Here is a 15,558-nt window from a genome sequence, read left to right as displayed (position 1 = left end):
TCGAGACTGGGGCGCAGCCGCTTGATGCGTTGATCGGGTGCCACAGTGCGCAGCTGGTCCCGATTTTGGCTAAATCAGTCTGTCGCTGCTTCGTTCTTGTGGGATGACTGGACCTTGTGGTCCCGCTTCCTATCCCTAAGGACGCAATGCATGAACGCCGAAGACTCAATGAAATTCGCCCGCCGCTTCATCGAACTGCCGCCGCAAAAGCGCCGCCTTTTTCTCGACGGTCTGCAGCAGGAAGGCGTCGATTTTTCCTTGTTTCCCATACCTGCCAATGTTGCCGGCAGTGACCGTGACGGGTTGTCCTACGCGCAGCGGCGCATGGCCTTTCTCTGGCAATTGGACCCTCAGGGCGCGGCCTATCATCTGCCCATGGCGGTGCGCCTCAAAGGCCCGCTGGATATCGATGCACTGCAGGACGCCTTTGATCGCCTGGTTGCACGCCATGAAAGCCTGCGCACACGGCTGCGCCAGCACGATGAACAGATGGTGCAAGAGGTATTGGCGCCGTCGACGGTGACCATTGTCCGGCATGACCTGAGTCGCTTGCCCGCAGGCGAGCGCGATGCGCAGGTCAAAAGCCTGGCTGAAGCCGAAGCCGGGGCGCCCTTTGATCTGCTGCGCGGGCCGCTGTTGCGTGTGCAACTGCTGCAAATGGCGGATCAGGAGCATGTGTTGCTGCTGACCTTGCACCACATCGTCGCTGACGGTTGGTCGCTGAATGTATTGATCAACGAATTCGTCATGCTCTACGACGCGGCCGCCAACGCGATGGAGGCCGTGCTGCCTCCATTGCCGGTGCAGTATCGCGACTACGGGTTGTGGCAGCGCAGTTGGCTGGAAGCCGGCGAACAGGATCGGCAGCTGGCTTACTGGTGCGAAAAACTGGGCGATGATCACGCGCCCCTTGAATTGCCCCTCGACCACCTGCGTCCCGCTGCGCCGAGCCATCGTGGGGCGCGGCTTGAGTGTCAGGTCGATGTCGCCCTGGCCGAGCGTCTGGGCGCACTGGCCAAGGCTCAGGGCGTGACCTTGTTCATGGTCTTGCTGGCCTCATTAAAGTTGCTGTTGCAGCGTTACAGTGGTCAGCAGGCGATCCGCGTCGGGGTGCCGGTCGCCAACCGCCATCGAGCTGAAGTTGAGGGCCTGATCGGTTGTTTTATCAATACTCAGGTGTTGCACACCGAGATCGATCCGCTCATGGATGTGACTGAGCTGCTGCGGCGGGTCAAGGACACAGCCCTCGGGGCTCAGGCCCATCAGGACCTGCCGTTCGAGCGCCTGGTCGAAGCGCTGAACCTGCAACAGCAGCGGCACAATCCGTTGTTCCAAGTGTTGTTCAATCACCAGACGGGGATCGCCGACGCGGGGCAGATCCGCCTTCAAGGCGGTCTGATCCTGGAAAAGCTCGCCCTGGACAGGCACAGCGCCCGCTTTGACCTGTCCCTGGATACCTACGAGAGTGCCGGGCGACTGCATGCGGTTTTTACCTACGCGCTGGATGTGTTCGACAGCACCACCATTGCCGCGCTCGGCCAGCATTGGTTGCAACTGCTACAGGGTCTGGTGTCGGCGCCTGATGCGAGGGTCGGCGAGCTGGGGCTGGCGTTGCCACCGCTCGAGGTTGCGCAGTTGCCTGGGGTGGTGCCGGGGGCAACCTTGTGCATTCACCATCTGATCGAAGACGCTGCGGCTGCCAGTCCCCTGAAGGTGGCTGCTGTCAGTGGTGCCGATGCAATCACTTACGGGGCATTGCAGGCGCGCTCCGACGCACTTGCCCAGGTGTTGCTGGATGTCGGCGTGCAGCTCGACGAACGGGTCGGGGTCGTGGCCGACCGCTCCATCGCAATGCTGGTGGGCATGCTGGCGGTGCTCAAGGCTGGCGCGGCTTATTTGCCGCTGGAGCCCGATCAGCCCCAGGCACGGTTGGACTTCATGCTGGCCGACAGCGCGGTCAAGCGGGTGCTGGGGGCTGTCGGGCAGGCCGGACGTTTGCCCGATCATGTCGAGCTGATCAGTCTTGAAGGCGACCTGCGGGCCTTGCCGCTGCGGCGTATCGATGTTCGTCCGGATAACCTGGCCTATGTGATTTACACCTCTGGTACCACGGGAACGCCCAAGGGCGTGGCGGTCAGTCATGGTGCATTGGTCAACTATGTGAGCGGCGTTTCCCGGCGCCTGCCGCTGGGCGCCATTGAGCGACTGGCCATGGTGACTACGCCCGCAGCGGACCTGGGACATACCATATTGTTCGGCGCTCTGTGCAACGGCAAGACTCTGCATCTACTGGCCAAAGACACCGTACTCGACGCCGATGCCTTCGCCGCCTATATGGGTAGTCAACGCATCGACGCCCTGAAAATCGTCCCCTCGCACTTGCAGGCCATGCTCGTAGCCGGTGCTGGCGCGTTGCCCAGGCACTGCCTGATAGTGGGTGGCGAGGCCTGTACGGCAGCGTTGCTGGCGCGTGTTGCGGCGCTGGCCCCGGCGCTTGAGGTCATCAACCACTACGGCCCGACCGAGACCACGGTCGGGGTACTGACTCACACATTGACCCGGCAACCCGTACTCGGCCGCCCGTTGGATAACAGCCAGGCCTACGTGCTTGACGCCTGCCTGCAAGCTGTACCGGGTGCGGCCAGGGGCGAGCTGTACATTGCCGGCGCGGGCCTTGCGCGGGGCTATCTGGGGCGTGCGGCACTGACCGCCGAACGCTTTGTACCTGATCCCAACGGTGCCGGGGGTGCTCGCATGTACCGCAGCGGCGACTGGGTCCGCCAGAACCGCCAGGGCGAGCTGCTGTTTGCCGGGCGTATCGACGGGCAGGTGAAGATCCGCGGCTACCGGATAGAACTGGCGGAAGTCGATAGCTGTCTGCGGCAACTGCCCGGTATCAACAACGTTGTAGTGCGCGTGGTGGGCGAGGACAGCAACCGGCAACTGGCGGCCTGGCTGGTGCACCAGGACTGGACTGCGGACGAGGCTCGCCAGCGCGCCTTGACCGACAGTGTTCGCGCAGCTTTGAAGCAGACGCTACCGGAACACCTTGTGCCGCACTACCTGCTGCTGTTGCAGCAGTTGCCGGTAACCGTTAACGGCAAGGTCGATGTCAAGGCGCTACCCGAACCTCTGGCCACCGTGGCGCCATACCGCCCTGCGCTGACCCCGTTGCAAATAGAGGTCGCGACGATCTGGGGCGAAGTTCTGCAAGTCGGGCAGGTGGGGCTGGGCGATAACTTCTTCGCCCTGGGCGGCCATTCGCTGCTGGCGACACAAGTGGTGTCGCGTATCCGCCAGCAGTTGCAGCTGGAAGTGGCCCTGCGGGTGCTGTTCGATACCGCTGACCTTGAGTCTTTCACCCAGGCCTTGCAGGAGCTCGAGCGGACGCTGGAGGTTGATATCCAGATTCAGGATCGCCGCCAGGCTTTACCGGTTTCCCATGCCCAGTATCGGCAGTGGATGTTCTGGAAGCTCAATCCTGCCAGCACCGCCTATAACACGCCGTTGGCGGTCCGCTTGCAGGGCTCGCTGGATCGGGCGGCACTACAGGCCGCGTTCGATGCCTTGGTGGCGCGTCATGAAACACTGCGCACGGTGTTCGAGGAACAGGACGGTCAGCCCTGGCAGCGAGTGCTGCCCCCAGCGCCCGTGACCATCGATTATCAAGACCTGACTGCAATCGCCACCGAGCAAGTGCAGGTGCGACTGGGCAAATTGTTTGCCAGTTCCATGGACCTCGCGCGCGGTCCGCTGATCCGGGTCAGTCTGTTCAAGACCGGGGCTGATGAGCACCTGGTCGCGGTACTTTTGCACCACATCGTCTCCGATGGCTGGTCCATGAGCATCATGGTGCGTGAACTGGCTGGCAGCTATAACGCCCGCGCCATTGCACAGGAGCATGTGACGCCGGCGTTGGCGGTGCAGTACGCCGACTACGCCGCCTGGCAGCGTGAACGTCTTGCCAGCGGCCAGTTACAGGCTCAACTGGCATTCTGGAAAACCACCCTGCAAGACGATTTCGCGGTACTCGAGTTGCCCGCCGATCACCTGCGACCACAGGTACAAAGCTATCGCGGAGACCGGGTAGACGTGCGCCTGCCAGCCGAGCTGACGGCCAATCTGCGACGCCTTGCCGTAACGGCAAATGCGACGCTGTTCCATGTGTTCCTGGCCTCGTTTGCCCTGCTGTTGTCACGCTTGAGTGGCCGCGACACCCTCAATATCGGTGTGCCGGTGACCAACCGCAACCGCCTGGAGCTGGAAGGGTTGATCGGTTTTTTCGTCAATACCCTTATTGCCCGTATCACCGTCAACCCGGTGCAGCCGTTCAGCCAGTTGCTCACCCTGGTCAAGGAAACTACCTTGCAGGCCCAGGCCAACAAGGACATTCCCTTCGATGCGCTGGTGGAGGCGCTCAGGCCCGAGCGCGGGCTGGGGCACAACCCGTTGTTTCAGGTGATGTATAACCACCTGCTGGATATCGGTGAGAAGGTGTCCAGCGATAGCGTGCACGGCTTGCGCGTCGAAGAAGTGGAGTGGGTCGAGCAGACCACGCAGTTCGACCTTTCCCTCGATACTCTGGAGCGCTCCGATGGCGTCGTGGCGTCGTTCAGCTATGCCTCGGATCTCTTCGAGCGCGAACGCATCGAGCGGCTGGCCGGACACTGGCTGACGCTGCTGGGCAGTCTGGGTCAGGCTGGACTCGCCGTCGCAGAGCTGCCCTTGCTGGACGCCGCGCAGTATCGGCGGATTGCCCATGAATGGAACCCTGTTCAGGAGCGCGTCGACAGTCTGCCGTGCGCCCATCAGTTGATCGAGCAGCAGGCCGCGCGCCAGCCCGATGCCACGGCCGTGGTGCTGGATGCGCAGACCTTGAGTTACGGGGCATTGAACCGCCGGGCCAACCGCCTGGCGCACAAGCTGCGTGAAGTCGGCGTGGGCCCGGATGTGCGCGTGGGGATTGCCGTCGAGCGCAGCCTGGAGATGGTGGTAGGGCTGCTGGGCATCCTCAAGGCGGGCGGTGCCTATGTGCCGCTCGACCCTGCTTATCCCCAGGACCGCTTGAACTGGATGCTCGAAGACAGCGATATCCGTTTGTTGCTGACCCAGCCCGCCCTCGTGCAGCCATTGGCGTGCCTGCAGAGCGTCGACAGGCTGGAACTGGAGCCGGGCAACGACTGGCTGGGCGACTACAGCGAAGTCGATCCCGTCAACACGGCGACGCCGACCAGCCTGGCCTATGTGATCTACACCTCGGGCTCTACGGGCAAGCCCAAAGGCGTGGCCGTCGCCCATGGCGAGCTGGCGATGTTCTGCCAGGTGGCCGCGCAGTACTCGCAGCTGTCCTCCAGTGACCGGGTGTTGCAGTTTGCCACTGTGAGTTTCGATGGTTTTGTCGAGCAGCTGTATCCGACGCTCTGCAGCGGTGCCCGGGTGGTGATGCGCGGCCAGCAACTGTGGGATATCGAGACCCTGACCCAGAACATCATCGAGCACGGCGTGACGGTGGCGGATCTGCCCACCACCTACTGGCGACTGTTTGCCGCCCATATGCTGCGGGTGCCGTCCACTGGCGCCTTGCGCCAGGTGCATGTCGGTGGTGAGGCCATGCCGCCGGAAGGCTTGAAGGACTGGTTCGCCTCCAGTCTCAAGCATGTCCGCCTGCTCAATACCTATGGCCCGACCGAGGCCACGGTGGTCTCTACGGTGTTTGATTGCTCGACGACTGCGCTTGGCACATTGCCCAAGGCCAGCGTGCCCATCGGCAAGGCCATTGGCGGGCGCACCACGTATGTGTGTGACAGCGGCCTTGCCCTCGCACCAGAAGGAGTAGTCGGCGAGTTGCTGATCGGGGGGCGTGATTGTCTGGCCCGAGGCTATTTCAATCGTCCGGCCCTGACCGCCGAGCGATTTGTACCGGACCCCTTCGATACGTGTGCAGAGGGCGGCACGCGCCTTTACCGCAGTGGCGACCTGGCGCGTTATCGCCATGACGGCGTGCTCGAATACAGCGGCCGTATCGACCACCAGGTCAAGGTTCGTGGTTTCCGCGTCGAGCTTGGCGAAATCGAGGCGCGCCTGCTGGACCACGAGGCCGTGGCCGAAGCCGTGGTGCTGGCTCAGCAGGAGCCCACCGGCATACAACTGGTGGGTTACGTGGTACCCGCCGATATCAGCATCCTGCGCAGCCCTGAGGCACAGGCATCACTGCGCGACACGCTGCGCACCGCGCTCAAGCAAAGCCTGCCGGAGCATATGGTTCCGGCCTGGTTGCTGGTACTGGAGAGGCTGGCACTCAACCCTAGCGGCAAGCTGGACCGCAAGGCGCTGCCCCAGGTCGACGCGAGCCTGTTGCAGCAGGCCCATGTCGCGCCGCGTACTGCGCTGCAACAGCAGATCGCCGACATCTGGGCCCAGGTATTGAAGCTGGATCGTGTGGGGCTGGCTGATCACTTTTTCGAACTGGGCGGGCATTCCTTGTTGGCCACTCAGATGGTCTCCCGCGTGCGCCAGGTCCTGGGTATTGAGCTGGCGCTGCGCAGTGTGTTCGAGGCGCCGTTGCTGGCGGATTTTGTCGAACTGGTCGCACAGGGTTCAGGCAACGACCTGTATCCGCTTAAAGCGGTATCCCGGGAACAGCCACTGGCGCTGTCTTATGGTCAGCAGCGTCACTGGTTCCTCTGGCAACTGGACCCGACCAGTGCGGCCTATCACATCCCGGCCGTGCTGCGCTTGCAAGGCACACTCGATATCGACGCCCTGCAACGCAGTTTCAGGGCCTTGATCGCCCGACATGAACCGCTGCGTACCACGTTCGTCGCAGAGGGCGAGCAGGTCACCCAGCAGATTCATGCACAGCTGCCGTTCGACCTGGTGGTGCAAACCCTGGACAGGCAGGCTGCGGCGGCCTGTGTGGAAGAGGAGATCCAGCGCCCGTTCGATCTGCTGCAGGGGCCTCTGTTGCGCGCCAGGCTGTTGCGCCTCAATGCTGACGAGGCGCTGTTGGTGCTCACCCAGCACCATATCGTCAGCGATGGCTGGTCGATACCGATCATGGTGGACGAGCTGGTACAGCTTTACCAGGGATTCAGCCAGGGCCGGGATATCTCCCTGCCGACGCTGCCCATTCAGTATGCCGACTACGCCCACTGGCAGCGCAACTGGCTGGACGCTGGCGAGGGCGTACGACAACTGGCTTACTGGCGGGAGCAGTTGGGCGGTGAACAGCCAGTGTTGCAACTGCCGACTGATCATCCGCGCCCAAAGGTGCAAAGTCATGTCGGGGCACGCCAGGTCCTGACGCTGGACGAGGGCTTGAGTGCCGATCTCAAGGCCCTGGCCCAGCGTCACAACGTCACGCTGTTCATGCTGTTGCTGTCCAGCTTTCAGGCGCTGCTGCAACGTTACTCGGGGCAATCGGACATTCGCGTGGGCGTGCCCATTGCCAACCGCACTCGCCTTGAAACCGAAGGGCTGATCGGCTTCTTCGTCAACACCCAGGTGTTGAAGGCCGAATTCGACATCCACACCACGTTCACCGCGCTGTTGCAGCAGGTCAAGCAGCGGGCATTGGGCGCGCAGATGCACCAGGACTTGCCTTTTGAGCAACTGGTGCAAGCCTTGCAACCCGAGCGCAGCCTGAGCCACAGCCCGTTGTTCCAGGTCATGTATAACCACCAGTCTCAGGTCGACAGCCCCGCGCGCAGTGTGCCGGGGCTCAAGTTTGAAAACTGGCCGCGAGCCCAGCGTACCTCGCAGTTCGACCTGACCCTGGACACCGCTGAAGGCGAGGGCGGACTCAGTGCTGCCTTCACTTATGCCACGGACCTGTTCGACGCGCCGACCATCGAGCGCCTGGGCCGACACTGGCTCAACCTGCTGCGTAGCGTCGTTCTTGATTCAGAGCAGGCCATCTCCCGGATTGGCTTGATGGCGGCGTACGAACAGCGGCAGATTATCCAGGACTGCAATGGCCGGCCGACTCATTACCCTGAAAACCTGTGTCTGCATCAACTGATCGAGCGACAGGTGCGCAAAAACCCTGGGGCCACGGCACTCGTGTGCAACGGCCAGCAATTGAGTTATCAGGCTCTCAATGTCAGGGCTAACCGTCTGGCGCACACGCTGCTTGAGCGCGGCGTCGGCCCGGATGTGTTGGTCGGGGTCGCGTTGCAGCGCAGCCTGGACATGGTGGTGGCTGTGCTGGCGGTCCTCAAGGCCGGTGGTGCCTATGTGCCGCTGGACCCGGATTACCCGCGGGACCGGCTGGCCTACATGCTTGCGGACAGTGGCGTGAAACTGCTGCTGACCCAGGCCCCTATCAGGGCGCAGTTGCCGGATGTTCCAGGTGTTGAATGCCTTGAAGTGGGTGAGGGCGTTGAACATGGCACAACCTTCAGCGACGACGACCCGTGCAGTGGCGCGGTGGCGCAGAACCTGGCCTATGTGATTTATACCTCGGGTTCGACCGGCAAGCCCAAGGGCACCCTGCTGGCGCACTACAACGTTGTGCGTCTGTTCGAGGCCACGCAGGACTGGTTCCGTTTCAATGCCGACGACGTCTGGACGGTGTTCCACTCCTATGCCTTCGATTTCTCTGTCTGGGAGTTGTTTGGCGCGCTGGTGCATGGCGCCACGGCGGTGATCGTGCCCAGGGAGGTTTCACGTTCGCCTGAGGACTTCCATGAGTTGCTGATTCGCGAAAAGGTCACGGTACTCAATCAGACCCCCTCGGCGTTCAAGCAACTGATCCCCGTCGCCACGGCGGGCGCGCGGGCTGGCAGGCCGCTGTCGTTGCGTTACGTGGTATTCGGTGGCGAGGCGCTGGATGTCGGCAGTCTGGCGCCGTGGCTCGATTGCTTTGGCGATAGACAGCCGCAGTTGATCAATATGTACGGCATCACCGAGACGACAGTCCACGTGAGTTACCGTCCGATCAGCATCGAGGACCTGCAAGGCGCGGTCGTCAGCCCGCTTGGTGTGGCGATTGCGGATTTGTCCTGGTATCTGCTCGATGCTGACTTCAATCTGACCCTGCCGGGTTGCCACGGTGAGTTGTACGTGGGCCAGGCCGGCCTTGCCCGTGGCTATTTCAATCGTCCGGGCCTGACTGCCGAGCGCTTTATCCCCGATCCGTTCGATACCAGCGAACAAGGCGGAGGCCGGCTGTACCGCAGCGGCGACCTGGCGCGTTACCGCAGCGATGGCGTGATCGAATACAGCGGGCGCATTGACCATCAGGTGAAGATCCGCGGTTTTCGCATCGAGCTGGGTGAAATCGAAGCGCGTCTGCAAGATCAGACGTCGGTACGCGAAGCTGTGGTGCTGGCGTGCGACGGCCCGAGCGGGATGCAGTTGGTGGGTTACGTAGTGCCTGCCGACGCGGTCATGCTGCACAGCCCAGAGGCGCAACAGACCTTGCGCGACAGTCTGCGGGCCGCGCTCAAGGTGACTCTGGCCGACTACATGCTGCCCGCACACCTGCTGTTCGTGGAACAGCTGACACTGACCGCCAACGGCAAGCTCGACCGCAAGGCGCTGCCCCAGCCTGAGACCGGTCTGCTCCAGCAACATTGGGTCGCGCCCCTTCCCGGGCTTGAGCTTCAGGTCGCGACCATCTGGGCCGAAGTGCTCAAGCTTGAGCGCGTTGGCCGTACTGATCACTTCTTCGAGCTTGGCGGGCATTCGTTGCTCGCCACTCAGGTCATCGCGCGATTGCGTCAGGACGTAGCGCCGCAGGTCAGCTTGCGGCAGTTGTTCGACTATCCGTGTCTGAGTGATTTTTCGGCTGCATTGGCAGTCACTCAGCCTCGGGTTCAGGCACCGCAGACGGCCATCCTCAAGGCTTGGCCGGGCAAAAACAGCGCGCCCCTGGCCTTGGCGCAACGCAGACTATGGATGGTCGAGCAACTGGCGCCGGGCGCTGCCGCCTATGGCATGCCAATGGCCATGCGTTTGCGGGGTGAGGTGTCGATAGACCTGTTGCATGCGGCCTTGCAGGCTGTGGTTCGTCGCCACGAAGTACTGCGTACCGTTTACGCAGAGGACGAGGAGGGCGAGCCTCTGGCGATTATCCGGGCCGAGCTCGAGGTGGCCCTGCCGTTCCATGATCTGTCCGGCCTTGGCCGGGCAGAGCAGGACGCACAGGTCGACGCCCTGACCCTGGCCAATGAAGCAGAGCCGTTCGTGCTGGCGCAGGCGCCGTTGCTGCGCATGCGGGTGGTGCGTCTGGGGCCGCTGGAGCATGTGCTGTTGTACTCCATGCATCACATTATCTCTGATGGTTGGTCCATGGCGGTGTTGGCCAATGAGCTGGTGCAGGTTTACCAGCGCTTGCGCGCGGGCGATGAAACGCCGTTGCCGGCGTTGCCTCTGCAATATTCCGACTTTGCGATCTGGCAGCAGGAACTCGAACGCACAGGCGTGCTGCAGCAACAAGGGCACTACTGGAAGAACCTGTTGCAGGGCTATTCAGGATGCGTGTCGCTGCCGGTTCGGCAGCCACGCCCGGCGCAGCAATCCCATGCCGGTGGCTGTGTGTCATTTGCGCTGAGCGCGGAGCTGACCCAGGGCCTGATAGCGTTGGCGGCGAAGGCCCAGGTGACGCTCTACACCCTGATGCTGGCTGCGTTCCAGGCGTTTGTGCATCGGCTTGCAGAGAGCGATGACGTGGTGGTGGGCGTCGACTACGCCGGTCGCCAGCAGGCCGAGCTGGAAGGGCTGATCGGCTTCTTCGTCAATGTGCTGCCGGTACGTTCACGGCAGACGCCTGATATCACCTTCAGTGCATTTCTGGCGCAGGTCCGCGACAACCTGCTCAACGCTTTCGAACACCAGGACCTGCCCTTCGACATGATTGTGGAAGCGGCACAGACGCCACGCCACAAGGGCATAAGCCCGCTTGTGCAGGTGTTGTTCGTGATGAACAACGTGCCGCTGACCAGCCAGGGCATCGATGGCTTGAGGGTCGAGCCGCTGCCGAGCCGCTCGGAACACTCGAAATTCGATATGGCGCTGTTCATCGAGCAGAGCCCCGACGCCGTGCTCCACGGCCAGTGGAGATTCGCCTCGGCGTTATTCGAACAACCCGTCATCCAGGGGTTTGTGCAGGGCTGGGTGGCAATCCTCGAACAGATTCTATGTGAGCAGAACTTGAGGTTGGACGACATGAACATGCCTATGGAAAACACCCGGGCCATGACACCGCCTGTTGCGGCGGGCCCCAAGGCCAACAAGCTGGACCGCTTTCTAAAAAAATCCCAGACGCGACCGGTTGCACAGACGCAACGCCCGATCCGTGAGTCGTTGCTGGTGCCGACACAGGACTTCCCCCTGTTGGTTGAACCCAATGATCCTGCCCTGGACATCGTGCGCTGGGTTGCAGATAACCGCCCCTACATCGAAGAAAAACTGGCCCGTCATGGCGGCCTGCTGTTCCGTGGTTTTGCAGTACCCGACAGTCAAGCGTTCGAGGCTTTTGCCGAGGCCGTACAACCTGGGCTTTACGGCAACTACGGCGATCTGCCGAAGAAGGAGGGCGGGCAGAACACTTACCGGTCGACTCCGTACCCGGAAAAGAAAATGATCCTCTTCCACAACGAGAGTTCGCACCAGGACAGCTGGCCGAGAAAGCAGTTGTTCTTCTGCGAGCAGCCTTCGCCGGTGGGCGGAGCCACGCCGGTGGTCGATTGCCGCCAGCTCTACCAGCAGTTGCCGCCAGGGTTGCGCGAGAAGTTCGAAAGCAAGGGCCTGCTCTATGTGCGCACCTTTACCGGCAAGCTCGATGTGTCGTGGCAACACTTCTTCAAGACCGAGCAACGTCATGAAGTGGAGGCGCGCTGCCAGGCCTCCGGTATCCAGTGGCGCTGGCTGGCCGACGACGAGTTGCAGATACGCACGCCATGCCCGGCCATCATCACCCACCCGCTGACTGGCGCGAAATCCTTCTTCAATCAAGTGCAGCTGCATCACATCCACTGCCTGGACGCTCACGTGCGCGAAGACCTGCTGGAGATGTTCGGCATCGAGCGCATGCCACGCAATGTCTATTACGGTGACGGTACGCCGATAGAAAACGAGGTCATGGAGTTGGTCGGTGAGTTGTACGAGCAATGCGCGGTGCGTTTCGATTGGCGCAAGGGCGATGTGATCGTGCTGGACAACATGCTCGTGGCCCATGCCCGGGACCCTTATGAAGGGCCGCGCAAAATAGTGGTGGCCATGGGCGACATGATTGAGCGTGCCAGTCTTGGGGAAGCGGTAATTGAAAGGGAGGTCCAGGCATGAGTGACGCAATGGCGATGAGCACGGGCGAGAGTTTTGCCCTATGCCCCGAACAGCAAATGTTGCTGGAAATGATGGCGACCGCTGGCTCTTGGGGTCAAGCATCCCGAGAAATGCTGTTTGATATCCGCGGCGAACTGGATATGCCGCGTCTGCAATCGGCGTTGCAGGCCGTGTCCCGGCTGCACCCGGTTCTGGCCGCGCGCTTTCGCCAGATACCGGGCTTTCATGGGCTGCGTCTGTGCGAGGGGGCAGAGGCGGTCGGGTTCAATCTGTCTCCGGAAACCGGGGTGCTGTCCGGCCAGGCCGTTGAGCAGCGGCTTGAGGCCTGGCGTCGGCAGCCGTTCGCCACGGCCAGCGGGCCATGGGCGCAGGCCATCCTGCTGCGCCTTGGCGAACAGCACTGGCGTCTGGTGGTGGCAGTGGCCGGCTGCCTGGTGGACAACGCCAGCCTGAGGCTGTTGGCCGAAAGTCTGGGGCAAGCGTATCAGACGCCGGATGCCTGCCAGGCGCCGCAAGAGGGTCGCTACGAGCAATATCTGGAATGGCGCGCCGAAACGGCCATCGACGAGGATGCCCAGGAGGGTGAACGTTATTGGCGCCAGCATCTGCTTGCGGTGGATGCTGCACCTGTGCTGACCCGCTTGCCCTATCGCCTGGGAGACAATCGCGGGCAGGCGGCGCAGCGGATCCCGGCGGTGCTGGAGCAGGACCTGTTGAATGATTTGCAGCGTCAGGCCGTGGCGCTGGCGATCCCTCTGCCGACGCTATTGCAGGCTGCCTGGTGGGCACTGTTGAGTCGGGTGACGGGGCAGTCGGCTTTTCTGGCGAGCTGGCGCCACGACAGCCGTGAGGATTACGAGTACTTCGCCGACTGCGCCGGGGTTCTGGAAAAGACCCTGCCGGTAAGCGTACAGATTGCGCTGGACCAGCCTTTCAGTGTCTGGGCCACGGGGCTGGGCGCGGTGCTGGAGCAGCACGTGGCCTGGCAGGAGTACTGGTCGGCCAACATTGCCACTTTGCCTGCGGCCTATGGGTTTGCTCTGGTCCGGGATATCACCGACCTCAAGCTTGCGGCGACGCAGTGGAGTGTCAGCCGTGCGCCGTTTGCGAGTACCCCGAGCGAGTTGCTGTTGCAACTTCACGCACCGGCTCAAGGCCTCGACTGGACGCTGCAACTGGATTACCTGCCTGACTGTTATAGCGTCGATTGCGCACGCCGCCTCCTTGAGCAGTACGTCGTCCTGCTGCGTGACATCGCCAGGGATTCCAGTACGCCGATCAATCAATTGAGCTTGACCGGCGAGGCTGAAAGACATCTGCTGCTGGCCCTCAACCCGCCCGGGGACGACGCCTCTGCGCAACTGCTGCCGCAACGCATTCACACCTGGGTCGCGCTCAAGCCTGGGCATGATGCCGTGCGCAGCGCAGCGCAACACCTGACCTATGAGCAGTTGGAGCAGCAGGTCCGTAGCCTGGCTGCGCGCCTCGCGACCCAAGGGGTCAAACCGGGTGATGTGGTGGCACTCAGCTTGCCGCGTTCCAGTGAATTGCTGGTTTCTCTGTTGGCGATCTGGTGGCTGGGGGCGGCCTATGCTCCTCTGGACCCGCAGTGGCCGCAGGCGCGGCAGATCGAGGTCGCCGGGTTGGCCGGGGCATCACTGATTTTGGCTAAAGACCCCCAGTCGATTGAATGGACCGGGCGGGGCCTGACCCTGTTTGATCCGGCATCGACGGACCAGGCTGCTGACGTTCACTTGGAACCCTATGCACTGCAAGGCCATGAAACCGCCTATGTGCTCTTCACCTCAGGCTCAACCGGGGTGCCCAAGGGCGTGGTGATCGAACATCGCCAGTTGGCCAATTATGTCGCGGGCGCCAGCCAGGTCCTGGGGCTGGCTGAATGTAGCCATTTTGCATTTACCTCGAGCGTGGCCGCCGATCTCGGCAATACCACCCTGTTCGGTGCGCTCTACAACGGCTCTTGCCTGCAGGTGGCCGATGAACACACCTTGCGCAATCCCGAAGCGTTCGCCCGCTATCTGCGAGCCGCCGCCATCGATTGCCTCAAGATCGTACCGTCGCACCTGGCGGCGCTGCTGGAAACGCCGCAGCCGCAGATCCCTGCCACCGTCGTGCTGGGCGGTGAAGCGCCGGCGCCGGGCTTGATAGCGCAAATTTTGCAGATTCGCCCGGATTGTCGCCTGTTCAATCACTACGGCCCGACCGAGGCTACGGTCGGGGTCATGGTGCAGGCCCTGACGCTTGCAGCAGCGCAACAGGCGGTGATCCCCTTGGGTCGAGTACTGCCCGGTAATCAGGTTTATGTGCTGGATGCGCATCTGCGACTGCTGCCTCTTGGCGTGCAGGGTGAACTTTATATTGGTGGTCGTCAGCTGTGTCGCGGCTATGTGCAAGAGCCGCAGGCCCAGGTATTCGTCGATAATCCCTTCGAGCCTGGAGCGCGGTTGTACCGCACGGGAGATATTGCACGTCATCGCCCGGATGGCAGCCTGGAATTGCTCGGACGCAAGGATCAACAGATCAACCTCAACGGTTTTCGTATCGAGCTGGGGGAGATCGAGGCCCAGTTGTTGCGTCTGGCCGCGGTGCGAGAGGCGGCGGTGGTCTCTGTCGTCAGCGCCGGCAGCGCACAGCCGGTGGCCTTCGTCGCTGTACGCGGTGCATTGACCGACGCCTCGAGGCTGATCCGCAACGACCTGGCCCTGCATTTGCCCGCAGCCTTCCTGCCTCGGCATATCCGCGTGCTGGATCAGTTGCCGCGCCTGGCCAACGGCAAGATCGACCGTCATGCCCTGGCCCACCTCACGGTGCAGACTGAGGATGAGCCAGGCGACGTCGCCAGCAATGCTTTCCAAGGCCTGTTGGCGCAACGCATGGCCAGCTTGTTGGGGCGTGAAGCGCTAGGTATCCATCAGGACTTTTTCAGCGCAGGCGGACATTCATTGCTGGTCATTCGCCTGGTCGCCGGGCTGCGCAAATTGCTGCGTTGCGAGATCAGCCCCGCGATTGTCTTCGACAATCCGACGGTCGCCTCGTTGGCCCAGGCTCTGGGGCAATTGCCTGGCGTCGAGGCAGACAAGCTGGAAGCCATCGCCCAGGCGATGCTGCGTCTGGATGCGATGTCCGACGCCGAACGCGCTTTGCTGGAGGCGCAGGCACAGCGGTTGCGGGCAGATAACCAGAAAAAGCATCTTCTTGAATAAGATTTATTCCGGTTTGCACATGCGTGTGCGTCTCAGTAGTGACTTT

2 protein-coding genes are annotated in these 15,558 nt (G+C 62.3%); both read left to right on the top strand.

Annotated elements, in window-relative coordinates:
* Window positions 1-150: 150 nt before the first annotated feature.
* Window positions 151-12,288, top strand: coding sequence for an amino acid adenylation domain-containing protein (locus AC1Z24_RS20690; RefSeq protein WP_483742482.1), 12,138 nt, complete (start codon window positions 151-153; stop codon window positions 12,286-12,288).
* Window positions 12,285-15,512: a non-ribosomal peptide synthetase gene (locus AC1Z24_RS20685; RefSeq protein ID WP_483742481.1), complete on the top strand. Its 3,228-nt coding sequence runs from the start codon at window positions 12,285-12,287 to the stop codon at window positions 15,510-15,512. The genes AC1Z24_RS20690 and AC1Z24_RS20685 overlap by 4 nt, the downstream gene beginning before the upstream one ends.
* Window positions 15,513-15,558 lie beyond the last annotated feature (46 nt).

The sequence above is a fragment of the Pseudomonas sp. JL23 genome, from assembly GCF_056933585.1.
The sequence above is the reverse complement of the archived record's forward strand: the minus strand, read 5'-3'. Positions and strand labels throughout refer to the sequence as shown.

Excerpts from the sequence above, each read along its gene's own strand:
- AC1Z24_RS20690 (WP_483742482.1), top strand. The coding sequence starts at position 151 with ATGAACGCCGAAGACTCAATGAAATTCGCCCGCCGCTTCATCGAACTG.
- AC1Z24_RS20685 (WP_483742481.1), top strand. The coding sequence starts at position 12,285 with ATGAGTGACGCAATGGCGATGAGCACGGGCGAGAGTTTTGCCCTATGC.